Here is an 18765-nt window from a genome sequence, read left to right as displayed (position 1 = left end):
GCCCCTTATCGTATGGATGCAGGAATGCCCCTCCGGTGGCGCAGGCCACGGCGTGACGGGGAAAGGAAATTAAGGATCGGGAGGATTAACGGTGACGCTGCCGGTTCAGTCGTTTCATACTTTCGATGGCGGCGGTGCGTTTCTGCCAGGCACTCACGGTTTTACCCGCGCCTGCGCCGGTGAGCCTGCCGGTCGCCGCGGCGACGGCCACGCCGCCTTTCGCAGCCAGGCGGGCACCACCCTTTACACCCGGACCGGTGAGGTCGGCGGATTTCTTTGCCAGTCCGCTCAGGCCACTCATGGCTGCACCCTGCAGCACCGCCTGTACGGCGGCCCCGCTGAGTGCGCTGGCGAGCTTCGCGGAGAACCAGACCACCACACCCGCCGCAATCCCGGCCAGCAGGCACTGCGCCGCCAGCGTGACCATATTGGTTTCAGCGGATTTTTTTGTTGCAACATCCAGTATTTTATCCAGGTAATTAATGGCGATACGGATGGATAAGGCGGAAAACATGATCGTTAATATTGCCGCGAAAATCGTTTTCAGCCAGTTATCAAACATCGGCTTAAGAAAACCGTACAGCAGGCAGAAAATAAAGAGCGGCGCGGTGGTCGTCATTAACAGGATGGTGATTTCGGCGAGCAGGTTGACAAAGGTGGCTGCCATCAGCAGGACAATAGAGCCGCCCCATACCAGCACTTCGGCAAGGCCGCCATTCAGTTTGACGTAAGTTGAGGTGTCCATATTAAATAACTTTTGCCCCAGCGCCTGTGCCTTTTCCCAGACAGTATCGAGCAGCGCCCAGACATTATCATCGCCGCTGACACCGTCTTTGAGTCCCTGGATAGCCGCTACCGCCATATCCAGCCAGCCATCCCGGTTTAACGCAAAGGTGGTGATCATCAACATTCGCCCCACATCCCAGACGACATCTTCAACCGGGGCCCGGAGTTTGCCAGCCAGTGTCTGGTAACCGCGATACAGTATAAATAAGGTAAAAGAGCTGACGATGATGACGCTGATCATCGTGCCGTAAGTGGAAGACTGACCTTCCAGTACGGCATTCAGTCCATCCATGATGTTTTTGTCCATACCAACAAAAATACCACCGGACATGGTGCCTCACCTGATATATAAAGAAAGGAAATAAAAAACAGGGAGAATTCCTTGTTTTGCTGGAGGAAAAATTATTACTGTGTCACTGCATTTCGTTTTTCAGCTTCCTGCTGAAATATCGCCCCGAATTTCTCCTTAACCCCGGGCTGGCCTTCCTGTGCAAACATAAGTGCTGCCCGGTGGGCAAATTCGCAGTTATCGCTTGCCTCGCCATCCTTCAGGCATTGCGTATAAACCGCATAAGTTTCGTCAGGATGCTGCTTATACCAGGCTTCGGATTTGGTTTCCTTGCAGCCGGACAGTAATATCACGCCTGAGAGTGTGCATAAGGTGAATAAGGATCTGAGCACGGATAACCTCCTTATAAATTATTAAGGTCAGCAACAGGTGCCGTTAGCTGATGCTGTTCAAAGGCTTTCTGTCTTTGCTGTTCCAGCAATGTCGTTCGCTGTTCAGCCTGTCTGACAGACATCTCCCACTGATTCGTCAGCGCATTTAACTGTACGCTTTTCGCCGCGATGGCGTTAGCCAGATCCTGAGACTCTTTCGAGTCCTGCGCATTCGATATACGGTCAGATAAGTCTGATATATCGCTGAGTGTGCTGTTGATCCTGTTTTCAACGTCAGTGGTATTCTCAATCGCCATTGCCTGATTGAGGATCATCTGTTTACAACTGTCGGCCAGGGCCTGAGATTTTATTCCTTCCTGTTCCTCGCTGCATACGCTGAACGATTTGTATTTACTGTAAAGGTTTTGCAGTTCAGAAGAATATGAACTGTTCTGCGTGGTCAGCAGATCATCCAGTGAAATACCGCTCTTACGGAGATTATCAATATCGGTTTTCAGGCTTCTGGCATCACTGAGAAAACCCTGAATATCCCGCACGCCGGTTGCGGTAGCCAGTTGCTTCTTATATGCATCAAGTTCACTTTTATAATGGGTAACTGTATCCTCCCATTGCTGTAGTTTCTGCATCCACTGGTTAATGGATTCGGTATTCTGCACGGCGTCGAAAACCGGTATTCCGGCGCTGGACGCCTGCGTCGAGAAAAATAACGATAATGCCAGAAGATGATCCCGGGTACGCATTGATATTACCTCCGGTTGGCTTTCAGATTGCCCGCTCAAGGAAAGCGTCTTTCCATTCATCAGGTCGCATACCGTCCTGATAAATGGCATCGAATATTTTCAGGTTGTCCTCACTGCCGCTGAGAAGCCGGGTGAGTTTACCCAGTCCGGACAGATCCATTTTCGCCATTGCCACAAACGGGCGGGTTTCTCCGGCCTGCAACGGTGTTTTCAGGATGACCATATAATGCTCGCCCGGATCCAGGTTCCTGACCGTCTCATAAACGCTGTCCGGCACTTTCATTTTCTCCACGTAATCCGCATAGCTGGCTTTCGGATTGGCGAGGAAAATCTGGGTACCGCACTGCTCAATAATCGCCGGGGCGATGGGGTGTTTGACGATTTCATCCGGTGACTGTGTTGCCGGGATGAAGATACCGTTCAGCTTGCGGATGACTTTCAGCATATTGAGCGAGAAGCGGGAAAATTCGACATCGGCCAGCCAGCGCCAGAACTCATCCATAAACATCACCAGGCGACGACCGTCCAGCAGGCTGGTCACACGGTACAGCAGGTAAAAGGTCACGGGGCCGCGAATATCGTCATCATCCAGAAATTCGGTGCCGTCGATACCAAAGTTATCGACATCGCTGATGGTGAAAGTATCAGCCTCGTTATCAAACACCCAGCCGAACTCGCCCCCCTGCGCCCACTGTTTCAGGCGAATACGCAGCCCGTTGGTGCGGGCGTCTGTGGTCGGCGGCTCCGGCAGCACTTCCAGCAGCCGGGTGATCCCGAACCGGCGGTACTCCGGCGGATAGTCCAGCATGATGGTGTCAACGGCGGCGCTGATCCGCTCCTCATCGCGCGGATCGAGCGACTTACCGTTGCGGCGGCACAGCATCCGTACCAGCCGTTTGATGAAACTGATGTTCCGGCGGGTTGGCTCCAGCGCAAACGGGTTGAAGCCGGTGGGCTCGCCGGTACGGATGCGGAAGTATCGTCCACCCACCTGGCGAATCGCCATCTCCGCCGCCCGGTCCTTATCGAAATACACTGTAGTCAGCCGTTTGATGGTGGCAGAAGGCGCAAACGACGCCGGGTTACGGTACTTCTGCATCAGTTGTTGCATGATGGTCATCAGCAGGGTTTTTCCGGAACCGGTTTTCCCGATAATCGCCGTATTCCCCGGCGTTTTCTCACCGGTGTCATCCCGTCCGGCCTGGCTGTCGTGCAGGTTCAGGTAATACCCGCCACCGCCGGGAGATGTGAGGATGGCGATGGCTTCCCCCCACGGATTACCGCTGCGTTTGTGGGCATGGAAGTTATGCAGGCAGGCCATATCAGCGAAATTCTGGCTGCTGACGGCCACCAGCCGGGGACGCAGCGTATAGACTCCCGGCAGTTGCGCCAGATATGCGGCGGGCAGTGACAGGGTGGAGAGCGTCGTCATAATACCAAGATCGGCGAAGGGCTGGGCCAGCGCATTAGTGTCTTTTACCACCTGGAGGGCACTGTCTGAGGAGACCAGCAGGGAAAAGTGGAATTTACCGCACGACACATGTCCGGACTGGAGCAGGTCGCGCAGGACAATCAGCTCTTCGCGCTGGGAAGTCGCGTCGTCGTCAGTGGAGTTAAGCCGTTTTTCCGCCAGCCGGATATGATTCTGCGCCTCATCCCGTGCCATGCAGGTAAAGGACTGCGTCAGAACATACTCGCTTTCGGCGTACAGCAGCGCATCCAGCATACCGGTATGGGTTTCCGGGGAATAATCCTTAATCTCCAGGCTGCGGAAGAAGCGGGAACCGCTGACCGTCTGGCATTCACCGATGTCGGTGGTGAAAAACACGTCCGGCGTGCTTAACGTTTCATAAAACGGCGAGCGCGTTACGGCCACTTTCTGCCACTGGCCGGTGATCAGGCGGTGGAAGAACGCCAGTTGCGAGGAATATACCCGCCCGTTTTCTTCATATATCCCCAGCGGCATTGCCATATAGCGGGATAATGAAGATTCCAGTGCTTCGCGGTATTCCAGCATGACTTTGAGCGCGTCATCCAGTGCTGCCTGGCGTTTACCGTGCGGTTGCGCTTTCATGGTTTTCTTCTCAATCTGAGAGAACGGTGCGTAGCAGACGGTGAAAAACAGCCGGTGCCGCCAGAAAGGTTTTTCTTTTACCTGCTGGTAATACCGACGTGTTACCTCATCGGAAAAGGGAATGCCGGAATCCACCTCAAAGACATCATGATATTTTTCACGGAGCCGATGAATATAAAATGTTACCGGCAGACCTTCATACGAGCGGATAATATTGTTCAGATACGTGGCCATCAGGGTCAGGTGATGTTCATCTTCACATTCGAAGACCGTCCCACCCAGCTCCCAGGTGGCAACCAAATCACTGTGACGATTTCTGATGACGTAAGGGTGAATATGGGAGGAATACGGAATATATTTATCCAGCGTAATACGTTCGTTTAATTTCATTTTCTGAATAAACTCCGAGACATCAATGTTATCGTACTGGTTTGCCAGAAGGGCATTCGCGCCAAAATGGGTATTGGTGAAAAGTCGTCCACGGGTTTTAAACGCCAGCCAGAGCAGACTGAAATAATGAATGTCCTTTCGGGTTTTATTTTTCATTTCCGCCCATGTAGGAATGAGCAGAACCGCCAGGTAATAGCTGACATAGACCGCCAGCAGGACGATGGCCCCGCTGACGAGAACGAACGGCACCAGAGGAATCCCCATAATGGCGGCAGGCCGTGTAAGCGCTTTATTCAGCGTAGCCATCGTTGCCCCCCTTATGACGCCCAGTAGGCACCGAAGCCGGATGCGCCGACAATAAGGATCGCGCCGATGATGACGTTACGCATGTCGTGCAGGCTCTTACCATCGAACAGTACCTTGTAGCCCACCCACATGGTCGCCAGTGTGATAGTGACAGCGGCCAGTCCCAGCAGGCCGGTCGAGGTATTGCTCAGGGTCTCATTAGCCTTGTTAAATCCGCTGTCCGCCGCCAGCGCGGGGGCGGACAGCAGGACGGAAGTGACAATGGAGTAACGGCGTTTACGCATGATCATTTCTCCTCATCAGGGATAACAGGGATAGCGCCGCGCAGCACAACGGCGGGATAACGGACAGACGGCTGAACGTTCCGGTCAGGGTCACGCTGCCGGTCTTCCCGCGTGGACGGGACGACATAGCCAATGCGCTGCACGTAGCTGGTCTGGTTAAAGGCGGATTCCGGTCGCTGGCCGGTTTCAAAGTTGCCGGAGTAGTAACAACTGAGTGCTCGTTTCAGGGTGCCGCCGCGCCGGTAACAGTCGGCGAGAATGTGCTCAAATACCGACAGATTGATGCAAGGGTTAAGCAGGTCGCTGGCCGTGACGCCGTAATGGCGGAAATTGGTGCTGGTGATTTGCATCAGGCCGACCGAATAGCGTCTGCCCTGTGCTGCCAGCCGTCCGGTGAGGCGGATCGCCTCCGGCAGGCTCATGGGGAAATGTGAAATCACGCCCCGGCTGTCTGGCAGAATTTCAGCAATGGCGTAAGGGTGGAAACCGGATTCGACCCGTGCGACATCAAGCGACGTGGACGGGTGAATACTGGCGGCGCACTGCACCGCCAGTGCCAGAAAGGCAGTGGTGGAAAGCATGCTGGCCTCGTAACAGAGAGAGACCGGCGGCTTATAGAAAAATACGCCGCCGGAGGAGAGGAAGAGAAAATGGATTAAGCGGCAGAGGCATCCTGTGAAATGTCACTTTCTTCCCTTGGTTCGAGCAGCACCAGCCTGCCGGAAACCGCAATACCGGGTATCAGCACGATATTCAGGCCGGGCTTGCCGTTATGAGCGAAGGCAACACCAACTTTTGTCCAGTACGTGTTTTTTTCACCCTGTGCATCGGGCTGGCTTTCCTGGGTGACAAACACGTGATAAACGGGTTTTCTCATGGAGTCTCCTTGAATCAAAACAGCAGTGAATGAAATAAAACGATCACATTCCGGTTCTGCATTCCGGTTTTAACGGGTCAGCGAGAACATTCAGCGGCACCCTGAATTGTGGTTACGTGACAGCCCGATCTATTTTTTAAAGAGCAATGCCCGGACCGGACGAATTAACGCCTATCATGGCAACCATGCTGTAATGGTGTTTTCAGAATCGAATATATGGCGAGGGATATAAATGAGAAACTCAAAACAAAAAGAAGAGAGAAAAATAGCGGAGTATTTAAGATGCAGTGAGAGTAATGAGGATTTAAAAAACACGACAGAGTGGTATTAACATTCACCGTGAATAATAAATACGTGCAGAGATATAACATCTCTACACGTCCTTTTTATCCTGTCAGCGGCTACTACGTTCAAGTTTTTCCTGACATTCTGTACAAGTGGTTACTCCCGGCAGTGCTTGCCGTCGCTTTTCAGGAATGGGTTTACCACATACACGACAGTGAAATAATGATGGTGCTGACCCCGGCTTAAAACGACTCTGTTCAATCATCTCCTCCAGGCGCTGCTCATTAAATTCCTGATCGCGGTCGATCTCATCCGGCATATGGCGTCCTCCTGTTGGCGATGACGTCCTGTTCACACTGCGCGATACGTTTCCAGACCATGGTGAGTGATAGCCCTTCGACCTTAGGCTTCAGGGCTTCCGTTATCTGCATCATGGCAATCAGTGCGTCAGGCGATTCGAGGTTTCCCACCCGGCATTGCTGCCATTGCCGCCAGATCCTGGCATCCGTCTCTTCATCCGGCTCAGGTGTACGTCCATATGGCACGCTGACACCCAGCAACCGTCGGCGAAGGCAGACGTCATTAGACGTCAGGCCAAAGTAGTGGTTGAGCAACGCAATAGAACCGCCCAGCCGGATAGCCCGGTTAATCTGCTGCTGTTGTCGGTATTCCTGTCGGGCCTGCGCCAGTAAATGATGCAGAACATCATGGCGGACACTGACCGAAACAAAGGGAGCCGCCGCCCGGCTGACAGCAAACAGTTCATCGAGTGATAACTGATTAAGAGCATTCATTTCGTCGAAAGTGAATCCGAGGGATTCACAGTAACGAATATTGCCTTCTTTCAGAGCATGAAGGACGTCGGTTAATACGTCATAATTCAATGACGGGATCATAATTCTGTATCTCCCTTAAATATTTTCAGCGGTTGGTTAATTTAATGTTGATCCATTCATCAATTTCAGATTCCAGCCACGCCACGCTGGCAGGGCCAATTTTAATGGAGCGAGGAAAATCGCCATTTTTCATATACAGGTAAATCTGAGAGCGTTTCAGGCCGGTTTTTTCTTCAACCTGTTTCAGACGCAATAACTGATGTGCTTTCATCGTTTTCTCCTGTAATGGAAATAAACCGGGTATGCCCGTAGATAACAAAAAAACACGGCGGAAGGTGGAGGAAAAGCTAATGAACCCGTATTAAGGGCAGGTAATCCCTTAATACGGGTTATGTATTGGAACGGATAAATATCCAGTTAGTGAGGCAAGGATGCAGAAGAAGGAGAACCCCGCTCCAGCGCATTTTTCAACGTATCGCCACTTAGACGATCGGTGATACCGTCATCCGAGGCCCACTGCTCAAAAATGGACAGAAGTTTGTAGGGTTGCCGGATTAGTGGGCTGATCGCCTGATTATGTTTGCAGGCCAGCCAGAACAGGCGGGATAATGGCGTTGACATGCGTGTGACAGTTGAAGATGCTGACGAGCTACCTCTATATAAGCCGATAAGTTTATCCAGTTCAGAGTGACGGATTACAAAACAGGCGTCAGTTGGTAAGTCATACAGAGGGAAATAACCTGCACGGTGATGTTGCTCATTTTTATATTCTGATATTTTTTCGGTAATATCCTGAGCTACTGGTTCTGATAATAGGCTAAGTTGATGGCCTATCCTTTTGAGCCATGTCGTCTTTTCAAAAATCTGAAATGATTCACCATCTATATATACAATGATACCAAAATTATTTTCATTAGCTCCTGTCACTGGTAATGGAAGGTGCAATGATAAAGCAAGTAATCTTTGTACAAGAACATATTCATGCCCTGATAAGTCAGTATCAATTACTCTTTGGGAAGAAAAGAAATATTTTCCTTTCGTACTGAACATCAAGTTTCTCTTTTTGGTGAAACTTGATGATTCAAGCATGCAAAGTTGTTGTATCAAAGAATCCCCTGACGGCCGCAATTTTAATTTCTGATTAATCTTTTTTACCTTCCTTAATAGTACTGGTGATTGAAAATAGATGGAAAGATAAATATATCTACTTAATGCATATCTATATATGTCGCCTTCTGTTAATTCTATCTTTGCCATTCTCTTTGCCACCTGAATGGCTTCCTTTATAGTAAACCACTCAGACATACTTTTTCTGACAGCAAGATTATGATTGTTCTTTGACATGACACATCTCCTTTCTCGGAAACTATTGATGAAAACAGATGGAGTTATCAGATATGTTCTTAGTGATATTCCCTGTGTGGAATTAAAAGGCTTGACTTTTTTAATTTATATAGACATGAAATGAAGCATTAACCTAGAATATAAAACAAAAAGAAAAGTGGGGGGGTAAACTAAGCATGAAATTTATTTGTTAATAAATGGGCAGTGATTTATTAGGATGCCATACAGAAATTAAAAACATAATAACAGGTCTGTGTGGCATTAATTTTAGCTCGTGCTATAAGCATTGAGTCAGTATTTAAGGCAATATTCTTGGCCCCCAATAAATGCGCTTAAAGCCAAACCAGATGTCACAATCACAGTGACAGCCATAGCACCAAAAATTAGATTAAACGCACCTGAACCATTAAGTTGAACATTGGTTTTGTACGAGTCCCTGTTTGAATAAAGGCGAAAAAGCGTTACCGGTGTTGTTACTTATAAACCGTTATACCTGGCGCAGGCCGGGGAATTACAAATGCATTGATTCATTTGCGTGGATGATTAAAAATGGTCGTTGCAGTGCCCTGCCGGTAGATGGACGGGCACATGCTGTACTGTTATGTCTCGGTTAAGCGTGTGTCCTGATTTACACAGTGTCGACGCTTGGTTATAACAGACATTATCACGCAGCCTATCAGGCTAAACTGGATATCAAGGCTATAGAGACGGTAAATGTAATTACAGCAACAGCTGAGGCCAAGTTTAACCTTCATATGCGCAACACTGGCGACTGCTCAAATATAGCCGTTCCGCTACACCGGTGAAGTAGCCCCTTCAGGAACAATCTGAAAGCAATGCAAATGACGTAATTACATATTAAAAACGTTTCTAAAATTCACCAACCTCATAATGAATTAGCTGGACATCACTGTTCCCCCTCAGCGAGCACCTCGTTAATTCTTTCGCGCTGGTTCTTTGCAGGTACTTCCCGGTTAACGAGCCACAGTGCCAATCCAATAAGAATGCCACCAATAGCCTGCATCCAGGAAATGGATGCATTCAAAATGAAAAAAGCAAGAATGACGGTGAATAGGGGGGCCAGGAATAGGAATCCACTGGTCCTTGTTGCACCTCCTTTCCTCAAAGCAACAAACCAAAGGCCAAAAGACCCCGTAGATGCTGGAATAGCAAGCCAGAGAAACCAGCCCCATTGCTCATGCGTTACGACAGCAGGCCAGTGCTCGCCATTGATATAGGCAATAATCAGGACAGCGACAGCTCCTATCAACATTTGCCAAAAGCTTAATGCCCATGTACCAAATGGCAGAGCCGCGCGTTTGTTAATTAGTGTCGCAGCCGCCCAGCAAAGTGCAGAAACAATACCGATGATTTCACCAGTTAGTGTTGTACCGCCAGAAAACATGGACGGCCTGATGCCAATAGCAAGAGCAACACCAGCAACACCTAAAAGAAGACCTAATATCCTTGCACGGTGCAGGCTTTCCCCGAGAAAAATACGTCCCAGTACAGCCACCCAGATTGGGTTAGTGAAAAGCAAAATGGCGGCGGTTGATGCAGATATAAACTGCATAGCCCAGAACAGAAGCCCCATAACAGCAGCTGTCTGGAGCAAACCTATCAATATTACTAGTATAAAATCGCGCAAGCCTGCTTTTGCTGGTAGAAGTGCCGCTACGAATTTTCGCTCACCAATCAGAACCAGGGGAATCGTCGCTAAAGCCGCAATAAAGAAACGCCAGCCGATCAGGATCATGGGCGTGAAACCCTGCTGGAGCAGGATTTTACCTGCAACAAAACTGGAACCCATCAAGAAGGTTGACGCGACAAGAGTGATAAAAAATCCCACCTGGGAACGTGTTGAGGCATTAGAATGAAGAGACATCAATGCAGCTCCTCTCTATGTGTTGAAAATTCCGTTATGCACGCGGCAAGCGCTTCTGGTGCATCTTCCGGCAGAAAATGTCCTGCCTCTTCAATAATGGTTATCTGAGCGTTAACCATTTTTCTGGCCAGACGCTCTCCGAGTTGTAGCGGCTGGAACGTGTCCTTTTTGCCCCAGATGATGAGCGTTGGTAGTGCCAGCTTTTCGATACGCTCCATACATGAAGAAAGTTCGGCTATTTGCATTCTAGGGTTGGAATTCATCTATTCTAACCCTAGATTCTTAGTCGGACAAAAAGCAGCTTCTGGTTGGATTTTTCTGTTTTTCACCACTCTGAGAAAATCTAACATTGGTTGGATTCTCAGTCGCGCCCTATCTCGCGTTAATCCAACTCTCCACCTTCTGCCTGCTTCAACAATGTCGGAATGTGCGGTCCATACTCGACCTTGCCTCGTCCTGCTCGAATACCACTGCCGACCTTGCGGGCTTCTTTGGAGTACAGCGTTTTTGCCCGAATGATGGGGTAGCTATAACCCCGACCTAACCGGTTGGACATCTTGATCAAGCCGTTGAGCCCTTCGGTATAGCCATTGGTGATTGAGAACGGCGCATCCCAGTAGGCAAAGATGTCGTCGTAATGGTTGTGTACCGTTTTCACCAGTTTTTTGAAAGGCTCCATGCCATAAGGCGGCAGGCTGTTCTCCCAAGCCTCAAAGGCGTTCTGAGCGCTCTGCTTGTCGGGTTCGTCGTAGATGCAGAAGAAGGCTTCCTTGAAATCATAGGCTACGGCAAGCTCAGGGATCGCCTGCTTCACGACTTCCAGCGCCTTTTGCTCCGCGGGCGTCAGGTTGCCGGGCCGCTTCAGGGTTAGCCAGCGAATGGACTTTTTGACATAAATCCGATCTTCTTTGCTTAACTGTGCCTGATAGTTCTTGCGCTCCGCTTCCAGGGCTTCAGAGGCCATCTTGACGACATGGAACTTGTCGATCACCAGTTTGGCGTTGGGCAGATGCTGAGCAAAGGAACGTTTGAAGGGTCGCCACATATCCGTACAGACCCATTCAACCTTGTCAGCATCCGGCAAATCCTTGAAGAAGGGCTTCAGGTGCTCTTGAGTACGATGCTCCAACATATCAAAGACGTTGTTGGTTGCCAGATTGGTGATTACACAGCGATACCCGCCGGCAAGGTTCACTTCGTCGATACCCATGATGACGGGGTTTCATAACGAACGGTTTGGGAGAGTTCCTCAATGAGATCGTGAGCGATGTTCTTGACGGTGTTCACCGCCACACCGGTTTGCTCGGCTAAAGCATGGAAGGTGGTTCCCAAGCACTGTTGCCGAATAACATCGACCAGCCGTTTGGTAGCTCGGCGTTTGTCATCCAGAAAACTCAACTCCGGCATGGACATTTTTCCGCACGACTCACAGCGAAAGCGCGGGCGCTGAACTTCAAGGCGGACGGGCTCCATGTACAACGGCGTGTCCATGAACTTGTTTTTGCGCGTACCGTGTCTGTGCATAGGGGTGTTGCAGTCCCCACATAATGGCACATCGACCGTTACCGGCTCAGCAACTATCACAAGGCACTTGCCTTCGTGGCGCATATCGACAGGCTTGATGCCTGGCAGATTCAGCAGGTCAAGCATCGGCTTAATCCATATCCAGGTCGATGTCTTTGCCTTCGCGCAGCAGGTCATACACCATATCAACCAATGCGGTCATGCCCTGACGGTCAGACTTGAGCACCTGGGTTGCCAGCTTCTGATGACTGGACAAAGCACGAACCACCGCTTGCTGAACCGCACCGGGGAGGTTGCCTTTCATAGCCTGCTCACGGGTGTTGCTTTCCACCTGAGCCATGACGACATCGCTTTCACCGGTAATCGCTGAAATCTGATTAACGAAAGCCACCTGATCCTGGATCGGCGTCGCCTCACCAAACAGACTGTTGAGCCTCTCGATAATCTCTTTGACGAATTTCGGCTTGTCGCCAGCCACGCCACCACCGCCTGCACCTATCGGTTGAAGTACCGGGGTTTCGCCTTCGTCTTCCGCGTTATCTGAACGAGCATTGATGTCAAAGCCGGTGAGCACCAGGCCGGTCAAGTCCACCGTTTCCGGAGCTTCGTGCAATAGACGCTTTTGCAGCAGCTTGGCGAACGCGGCGAAGTTCTCCAGCTCCGGGTCGCCAAAATCAATCAGTTGGGCGATATAAGAGTAGGTACGACAAAAACGCCCCAAATCCGACTTGAAGCCAATCAGCGCCTTGATTTGCTCGGCGTACTCATCCTGATGGTGATCGGCAGACTTCATACCTGCCTCATCACCCTTGGCACGGGCCTTCTCAAAAGCCGCTTCCCAGGTCGCCATGCCATCACGCAGCATTTTCATCTTGTCGTTATACAAGGCCGTCGCTCCAGCAGTGGCGGCATACAGCGCCTTGTGCTGCGGCGATTTGGTATGGGTGATGTCCCGAATGGTCTTGAAGCGAGCTTCCTTGAACGCGGCCAAGTCCTTATCGTCGTACAGGCCGTGCTCGTCCAAGCGCTCCTTGATCTCGTAGACCACATTAAGGTCTTGCACTTCGTCGATGTGAGCACCCTTGTCATAGGTGGTAAAGGCCTGACGCACGTTCTCTGGGTCGTTCACAAAGTCGATGATAAAGACCTCATCCTTACCGGGGGCCGTCCGGTTGAGGCGGGCGAAGGTCTGCACAATCTCCACATGGTTGGCGATTTTCTTGTCTACATACATGGCTACCAGTTTGGGCTGGTCAAAGCCGGTCTGGAACTTGTCGGCCACCAACATCACCCGGTATTCAGGTCGGTCAAAGGCAAAGCGCAAATCCTGCCCTTGGACATCCGGGTTCATGCTCTGCTCGGTGAACTCTTCGTTCTCATCGACGATAAACACATCATCCTTGAACTCGCTGTCATCCTGGTGCATCACCTGCTTACCGGTCATCTTGCCGGAGAAGGCCACCAGTGAATGAATAAAGCCGTACTCGCTGTGCTGCTCGATATAGCGGTCAAACGCCTTCTTGTAGCGAATGGCAGCGGCGCGGGAGCTGGTCACGACCATCGCCTTGGCCTTGCCATCCAGCCGGTGGGCGACGTTTTTGGTGAAGTGCTCAACGATAAACTGTACCTTCTGGGTCACATTGGTGGGATGCAATGACATCCACTGTGCCAGGGCGCGTTTGGCGGCCTTGCCGCTTACCCGCTTGCTGTCTTCAAGCTGCTTGGAAAGGTTGAAGGCCGTTTTGTAGGGCACATAGCCTTTCAGCACATCGAGAATGAATTTCTCCTCAATGGCCTGGCGCATGGTGTACAGGTGGAAGGCTTGTGGAGGGTTATCGTTAGAGGCTGGCTGGCTCGGGTCTGTTGGGCGACCGAACAGCATCAAAGTGGAGTGCTTCGGCGTACCGGTAAAGGCGAAATAGCTGATATTGTCCGGGCGAGCCCGAGATTTTTGCAGTTGTTCCAGCAATTCATCCACCGTCATGGTGGACATCTTGCCTTGCCCACTCATCCCCAGTGCGGCTTGCAGCTTGGCGGCGGTAGCGCCGGTCTGCGAGTTATGCGCCTCATCAATGATCACCGCAAAGTTTTTCCCTTTCAGGGCTTTGTCGGTGATGATGGCTTCCATCGCATAGGGGAAGGTCTGAATCGTGACCACCACAATCGGTGTTCCAGACAACAGAGCTTCCGAAAGCTGCTTGCTCTTGGACTTGGACGATTTCTGCCGGTCGATGGCGGCGATCACGCCAAACTGGTGGTCAATCTGCTTCACCGCATCCTGGAGCTGGCCGTCCAGCACATTGCGGTCGGTGACAATAATCACGCTGTTGAATACCGCGTCGCCGTTGTCTTCGCGCAGCTTCACTAGATCATGGGCCGTCCAGGAAATGGTGCTGGTTTTGCCGGAACCGGCGCTGTGGTCGCATAGGTAGGTCATGCCCGCACCGTTCTGGCGAGCGTCGGCCAGCATCTGGTTCACTGCCGTCCACTGGTGGAATCGCGGGAAAATCAGGGTTTCTTTCTTCGACCAGTTGCCCTGAATATCCACCACGTCCTTTTTCTCGACATAGACAAAGCTATGGAAAATCCGTAGCCAGGCATCAGGCTGGCAGACCGCCTCCCAGAAGTAGGCTACCGGGTATTCCTGGGTGCCATCGGCCTTGATCTCACCGGGCGGGTTACCCGCATGTACCGCGCCGCTTTCGTCCTTGCGACCCTTGTTGAACGGTAGGAAGAAGGTATTTTCCCCGTCCAGCTTGGTTGCCATCATAATTTCGGAGTCAGACATGGCAAAGTGCACCACCGCCCCGCGCTTGAATGTCAGTAGCGGTTCTCTGCGCTTGGTCTTGGGGTCGTAGGGCAAACGGTCATTTCGGTATTGATCCATCGCCGCTTCAGCCGACTGGGTGAAGTCGGTTTTAAGCTCCACGGTCGCCACGGGAAGGCCGTTGATAAACAGCACCAGGTCAATGGCGAACTCACGAGCGGGGTGATACTTCAGCTCCGGCACCACGCGCAGGATGTTCGCCTGATAGCGCTTGATCACCGCTTCATTACGCCTGTCTTCCGGCGCGGCCTCGGTCATCTCGATCAGGCCGCAACCGGCTATGGAAAAGCCCTGGCGCAGCACCTGCATGGTGCCTTGCTTTTCCAGCGCCTTGTCCAGCCGCGCCATCAGCACCTCAAGGGTCTTGGCCCCGTTGAGCCGTTCCAGCTTGTCCCACTTTTCCTGCTGGCCGCTAGTTTTGATCCAGTTTTCCAGGTCTTTGGGGTACACCGCTCGCTCAGTGTCGTAGAACTTGGAGTCACCCAGCTTCCAGCCCTGTTCTACCAATCGGTCGATGATGTATTGCTGGAAGTGTTTTTCCTGATGGGCAGATGCCTGCATTATTGTTCTCCTCGCAAATCAATCTGGCCGGTAACAGCGGCGGTGATAAAGGCGGCGCGGCGTTCTTTGAGCAGGGTGATACTTTGTTCTGTTTTCTCGACTAGAGCATCAATGCGAGCAGTTCCTGCATTAATTATATTGGTAATTTCACTCTGTTCATCGACAGGAGGGATAAGTACAGGAAGCCTTCTGACATCTTCAAACTTCAATGACTGCCTTAATCCTCCACCCATTGCATAAAAGACTTTACAAAGGTCATATGAACGCATCAACCATGCAAAATATGTAGAATCAATACTGCGCGGTTTCACGGCCATATACGCAGAGGTAATGATTCCTCTTTGCGTAACCTGGGCTGAACGCAAGCTACGTTTGTCGTTTTGCAGATCGGTGAATCTAAATACAATTTCGCCAGACTCTACGATTTGATAGGTTTCATAAGACTCAGGCGTTAACCCCATATTTCTAGTTTCAGGCTTCTGGATGATATTTCCGTAGCTGAGGGACAGTATATTGGTTTCAACTAGGCCCACATTTTTTCGGTTCAGTTCTGTCACCAAAGCGAAGAACGGCTTAACATCCCAATGCTCCGGCACCTTACCAATCCACTCAATGCCGGAATCCTTCATATTCACGTTGGGGTCTAGGCCCTTGGTGACCGCATGGGTAATCAGCGCCTGACGCTTTTCCTTCAGCAGCTCGATAAAGCGGGTTTTCTTCTGGATCAGCGCATCAATACGGGCGGTTTCGCGGTCGAGGGCGGCTGCGATGGTGGCCTGCTCGTCAAGAGAAGGAGCAGCGACGCCCTCATCAAGATATTGCTCAGAATCCAGATTTTGAATCCCTGTAGATTGCTTAATGGAACGTAGATTTATCTTGAGCGCATACATAGATGCCATTAGATAATTTAGCCATGCGGACTCGGCCATTTTTGACGGCTTTATAACTGCTACAAAGTTGGAGCAAACGGCAGGCTCTTCTCCCAGATAGCACACATTTGCACCAACTAATGTTTGTGCACCGCCTCCTGACTTCTCAAGGAGAATGTCTCCTTTGGAAACTAACCGGCTATCTTGGTGTTCCTTGGTAATCTGCCGATACGTTGAGGGGTTATAAATGACAACGTTGTTATCCCTATCGAAATCTGCAACCCGAATACATAATGTATCCGAGCCATCTTCCAGTGGGTCATCACCCCAAACGCCATTCTGGCATTGGGATATTAAATGCTTCAGCCTTTTTACCTGCCAATGCTCAGGCACCTGCCCAATCCACTCAATGCCGGAATCCTTATATGCGGGATATGCTCTGTACTGGCTCATTCGCTGGCCACCTCCGCCAGTAGCGCGGCAATCTCGGCTTCTACTTGCTTCAGGTCTTCATCAATATCTTGCAGCTTGCGCGGCGGCTGGTACTGGTAGAAGAAGCGGTTGAAGTTGATCTCATAGCCAACGCGGCCCAATTGACCATCCCTGGCATCGGTAAAGCTCTCATCCATCCAGGCATCCGGCACATGAGGAAGCACTTCGCGGGCAAAGTAGTCGTCGATGTCCTCCAGATAAGGGACGTTCTCGTAATCAGTTAAATCAGTATCCGGCACCAGGTTGCCGTTGGCATCCGTGACCGGCTCGGCTTCCGGGTCTTTGTGACCAAAGGCGCTGATCAGCGCGGCGATAAATGTCTTGTTGGCCTTGACCTTGAGCTGCTTGGCTTCGTCGGACTTGATCGCGTCCTTGGCAAAGGTTTCTGCCCAGCCATAGGTCTGCGTTTGCCCGATCAGCGGCTTGAGGGCGTCGCGCCAGAATGCCTGATGCGCGTCAGGGAGCTTTTCCCAAGCGGGGTCGGCTTCCAGGCGCTCCATGCCCGCCTTATCCAGTTCCAGGGTCATGCGCAGCGGGCGCAGTACCTTGATACGGCGGTAGCCAAAGGTGCGGTAGTCGAGCATCCGGGAAAGCGCATCGGTTTCCCCAGCGGCGTAGATGTCCAAAATCTGACGGCGTTGCTCATCGCTGACAATACGGCGCTTGTTGCCCTCGTTGCGGATCGAAGTCCAAAGGTCGGTGGCGTTGATCAACTGCACCTTGCCTTTGCGCTCCTGCGGCTTCTTGTTGGACAGAATCCACAGGTAGGTGGCGATATTCGTGCGGAAGAACAGGTCCGTAGGCAGGGCCACAATCGCTTCAATCAGGTCGTTTTCCAGCAACCAGCGGCGGATTTCCGATTCGCCAGACGCGGCACCACCGTTGAATAGTGGCGAGCCGGACAGCACGATAGCGGCGCGGCCACCGCCATTGCTCGGCAGCTCCAGCTTGCTGGCCAGGTGCATCAAAAACAGCATAGAGCCATCGCTGATTTTCGGAAGGCCCGGCCCAAATCGGCCCAGCTCGCCTTTTTTGTGTTCCGCTTCGACGGCGTTTTTGTCCTTCTCCCATTTCTTCCCAAACGGGGGGTTGGACAGACAGTAGTGGAAACGCTCACCGGCAAACTGGTCATTGGACAGCGTACTGCCCTGACGAATGTTCTTCGACAGATCACGGCCAGGGTCGGACTCCAGACGGCGGATCAGCATACCGGCCACACAAACCGCATGGGTTTCCGGTTCCAGCTCCTGCCCGTGCGGCACCAGAACCGGCGGCACCTTGTCGCGGCCACCGTAATCACCCACATGGTTCATGGCATCAGTGAGGAACCCACCCGTGCCGCAGGTCGGGTCATACAGGGTACGAATCAAACCGGGGCTGGCCTCAAACAGGGCGTCATCCGGGTCAAGCAAAAGCGCGGTCGCCAGGTGAACGATGTCACGCGGCGTCATGAAGTCCTCGGCTCCTTCATTGACCTCAGCACCAAAGCGGCGAATCAGATGTTCGTAGATGTTGCTCATCACCCGATCCGGCACCACCTCAGGGTGCAGGTCGATCTTGGCAAAGTTCTGGCAAATCTTGTACAGCAAGCCAGCCTTCTCCAGCCGGATCACGGTATTGCCGAAATCGAACTCCTCGAAGATAGCGCGGGCGTTATCTGAAAACAGGGCGATGTAGTCTTCCAGATTGCGGCGCGTCTTGGTGCTACCCAGGGTGCCAAGGGAGTATTCTGAGGTGTTGAAGAAGGGGTATTCAGCGGTTGAGCGCAGAATGGTGTCCAGCTCAACATCGGCATTCTTGAAAGTGGCGTATGCCTCTCTCACCGCCTCGCGGGTCGGCTCCAGCGCACACTCCAGACGGCGTAGCAGGGTAAACGGCAAGATGATCTTGCCAAAGTCCGTATGCTTGAAGTCCCCCCACAGATCTTCCGCGTTCTTCCAAATAAAATCAGCCTGTGAAGCTGCCGATCCCGTAAAGTCGTTCATTCTGGTCTCCAACCACTTT

Annotated in this window: 16 protein-coding genes and 1 pseudogene; all 17 read right to left on the bottom strand. The window is 51.6% G+C overall.

The window, feature by feature from the left end; all coding sequences use genetic code 11:
- Positions 1-85 precede the first annotated feature (85 nt).
- The 17 genes and pseudogenes from MPHASIOC01_RS10330 to MPHASIOC01_RS10250 all read right to left on the bottom strand — a co-directional run bounded on the left by MPHASIOC01_RS10330 (position 86) and on the right by MPHASIOC01_RS10250 (position 18746).
- Positions 86-1117, bottom strand: a complete 1032-nt coding sequence (locus MPHASIOC01_RS10330) for a type IV secretion system protein (RefSeq protein ID WP_353614543.1) — start codon at positions 1115-1117, stop codon at positions 86-88.
- A 74-nt stretch (positions 1118-1191) separates the two neighbouring features.
- Positions 1192-1467, bottom strand: coding sequence for an EexN family lipoprotein (locus tag MPHASIOC01_RS10325; RefSeq protein WP_064170455.1), 276 nt, complete (start codon positions 1465-1467; stop codon positions 1192-1194).
- Between the two features lie 11 nt (positions 1468-1478).
- Positions 1479-2207, bottom strand: coding sequence for a type IV secretion system protein (locus MPHASIOC01_RS10320; RefSeq protein WP_353614542.1), 729 nt, complete (start codon positions 2205-2207; stop codon positions 1479-1481).
- A gap of 22 nt (positions 2208-2229) precedes the next feature.
- Complete coding sequence (locus MPHASIOC01_RS10315) at positions 2230-4977, bottom strand: VirB3 family type IV secretion system protein (RefSeq protein WP_353614541.1); 2748 nt, start codon at positions 4975-4977, stop codon at positions 2230-2232.
- A gap of 11 nt (positions 4978-4988) precedes the next feature.
- Positions 4989-5267 carry a TrbC/VirB2 family protein gene (locus MPHASIOC01_RS10310; protein ID WP_177332135.1) on the bottom strand — a complete coding sequence of 93 codons (279 nt, stop codon included), beginning with the start codon at positions 5265-5267 and terminating at the stop codon, positions 4989-4991.
- Positions 5264-5842: a lytic transglycosylase domain-containing protein gene (locus MPHASIOC01_RS10305; protein ID WP_177332134.1), complete on the bottom strand. Its 579-nt coding sequence runs from the start codon at positions 5840-5842 to the stop codon at positions 5264-5266. Before MPHASIOC01_RS10305 ends, MPHASIOC01_RS10310 begins: the two co-directional genes overlap by 4 nt.
- Positions 5843-5916: 74 nt before the next feature.
- Positions 5917-6138 carry a hypothetical protein gene (locus tag MPHASIOC01_RS10300; protein ID WP_040206867.1) on the bottom strand — a complete coding sequence of 74 codons (222 nt, stop codon included), beginning with the start codon at positions 6136-6138 and terminating at the stop codon, positions 5917-5919.
- Between the two features lie 394 nt (positions 6139-6532).
- Positions 6533-6742, bottom strand: a complete 210-nt coding sequence (locus tag MPHASIOC01_RS10295; protein WP_121540924.1) for a TraR/DksA family transcriptional regulator — start codon at positions 6740-6742, stop codon at positions 6533-6535.
- Positions 6732-7319: a DUF2857 domain-containing protein gene (locus MPHASIOC01_RS10290; protein WP_248192329.1), complete on the bottom strand. Its 588-nt coding sequence runs from the start codon at positions 7317-7319 to the stop codon at positions 6732-6734. The genes MPHASIOC01_RS10295 and MPHASIOC01_RS10290 overlap by 11 nt, the downstream gene beginning before the upstream one ends.
- A gap of 25 nt (positions 7320-7344) precedes the next feature.
- The gene (locus MPHASIOC01_RS10285) at positions 7345-7530 is read right to left on the bottom strand and encodes an AlpA family transcriptional regulator (protein ID WP_215722295.1); all 186 of its coding nucleotides are present in this window, start codon (positions 7528-7530) and stop codon (positions 7345-7347) included.
- A gap of 146 nt (positions 7531-7676) precedes the next feature.
- Positions 7677-8603: a hypothetical protein gene (locus MPHASIOC01_RS10280; protein ID WP_248192328.1), complete on the bottom strand. Its 927-nt coding sequence runs from the start codon at positions 8601-8603 to the stop codon at positions 7677-7679.
- Positions 8604-9510: 907 nt separating this feature from the next.
- Positions 9511-10488, bottom strand: a complete 978-nt coding sequence (locus MPHASIOC01_RS10275) for a DMT family transporter (protein WP_121540921.1) — start codon at positions 10486-10488, stop codon at positions 9511-9513.
- Positions 10488-10751 (bottom strand): alpha/beta hydrolase, encoded by a 264-nt coding sequence (locus MPHASIOC01_RS10270; protein ID WP_353614540.1) that lies wholly within the window; start codon positions 10749-10751, stop codon positions 10488-10490. The genes MPHASIOC01_RS10275 and MPHASIOC01_RS10270 overlap by 1 nt, the downstream gene beginning before the upstream one ends.
- 119 nt (positions 10752-10870) lie before the next feature.
- Positions 10871-12138 (bottom strand): annotated as a pseudogene (locus tag MPHASIOC01_RS10265) (ISL3 family transposase).
- A 4-nt stretch (positions 12139-12142) separates the two neighbouring features.
- The gene (locus tag MPHASIOC01_RS10260) at positions 12143-15400 is read right to left on the bottom strand and encodes a UvrB domain 3-containing protein (protein WP_353614351.1); all 3258 of its coding nucleotides are present in this window, start codon (positions 15398-15400) and stop codon (positions 12143-12145) included.
- Positions 15400-16722 carry a restriction endonuclease subunit S gene (locus MPHASIOC01_RS10255; RefSeq protein ID WP_353614350.1) on the bottom strand — a complete coding sequence of 441 codons (1323 nt, stop codon included), beginning with the start codon at positions 16720-16722 and terminating at the stop codon, positions 15400-15402. Before MPHASIOC01_RS10255 ends, MPHASIOC01_RS10260 begins: the two co-directional genes overlap by 1 nt.
- Positions 16719-18746, bottom strand: coding sequence for a class I SAM-dependent DNA methyltransferase (locus MPHASIOC01_RS10250; protein WP_353614349.1), 2028 nt, complete (start codon positions 18744-18746; stop codon positions 16719-16721). Before MPHASIOC01_RS10250 ends, MPHASIOC01_RS10255 begins: the two co-directional genes overlap by 4 nt.
- Between the last annotated feature and the right edge of the window lie 19 nt (positions 18747-18765).

The sequence above is a fragment of the Mangrovibacter phragmitis genome (genome assembly GCF_040429585.1).
Classification (GTDB): Bacteria; Pseudomonadota; Gammaproteobacteria; order Enterobacterales; family Enterobacteriaceae; genus Mangrovibacter; species Mangrovibacter phragmitis.
This window is presented reverse-complemented; position numbering and strand designations above follow the sequence as displayed.

Excerpts from the sequence above, each read along its gene's own strand:
- MPHASIOC01_RS10305 (WP_177332134.1), bottom strand. The coding sequence starts at position 5,842 with ATGCTTTCCACCACTGCCTTTCTGGCACTGGCGGTGCAGTGCGCCGCC.
- MPHASIOC01_RS10300 (WP_040206867.1), bottom strand. The coding sequence starts at position 6,138 with ATGAGAAAACCCGTTTATCACGTGTTTGTCACCCAGGAAAGCCAGCCC.
- MPHASIOC01_RS10310 (WP_177332135.1), bottom strand. The coding sequence starts at position 5,267 with ATGATCATGCGTAAACGCCGTTACTCCATTGTCACTTCCGTCCTGCTG.
- MPHASIOC01_RS10255 (WP_353614350.1), bottom strand. The coding sequence starts at position 16,722 with ATGAGCCAGTACAGAGCATATCCCGCATATAAGGATTCCGGCATTGAG.
- MPHASIOC01_RS10250 (WP_353614349.1), bottom strand. The coding sequence starts at position 18,746 with ATGAACGACTTTACGGGATCGGCAGCTTCACAGGCTGATTTTATTTGG.
- MPHASIOC01_RS10320 (WP_353614542.1), bottom strand. The coding sequence starts at position 2,207 with ATGCGTACCCGGGATCATCTTCTGGCATTATCGTTATTTTTCTCGACG.
- MPHASIOC01_RS10290 (WP_248192329.1), bottom strand. The coding sequence starts at position 7,319 with ATGATCCCGTCATTGAATTATGACGTATTAACCGACGTCCTTCATGCT.
- MPHASIOC01_RS10285 (WP_215722295.1), bottom strand. The coding sequence starts at position 7,530 with ATGAAAGCACATCAGTTATTGCGTCTGAAACAGGTTGAAGAAAAAACC.
- MPHASIOC01_RS10260 (WP_353614351.1), bottom strand. The coding sequence starts at position 15,400 with ATGCAGGCATCTGCCCATCAGGAAAAACACTTCCAGCAATACATCATC.
- MPHASIOC01_RS10270 (WP_353614540.1), bottom strand. The coding sequence starts at position 10,751 with ATGAATTCCAACCCTAGAATGCAAATAGCCGAACTTTCTTCATGTATG.
- MPHASIOC01_RS10295 (WP_121540924.1), bottom strand. The coding sequence starts at position 6,742 with ATGCCGGATGAGATCGACCGCGATCAGGAATTTAATGAGCAGCGCCTG.
- MPHASIOC01_RS10330 (WP_353614543.1), bottom strand. The coding sequence starts at position 1,117 with ATGTCCGGTGGTATTTTTGTTGGTATGGACAAAAACATCATGGATGGA.
- MPHASIOC01_RS10280 (WP_248192328.1), bottom strand. The coding sequence starts at position 8,603 with ATGTCAAAGAACAATCATAATCTTGCTGTCAGAAAAAGTATGTCTGAG.
- MPHASIOC01_RS10315 (WP_353614541.1), bottom strand. The coding sequence starts at position 4,977 with ATGGCTACGCTGAATAAAGCGCTTACACGGCCTGCCGCCATTATGGGG.
- MPHASIOC01_RS10275 (WP_121540921.1), bottom strand. The coding sequence starts at position 10,488 with ATGTCTCTTCATTCTAATGCCTCAACACGTTCCCAGGTGGGATTTTTT.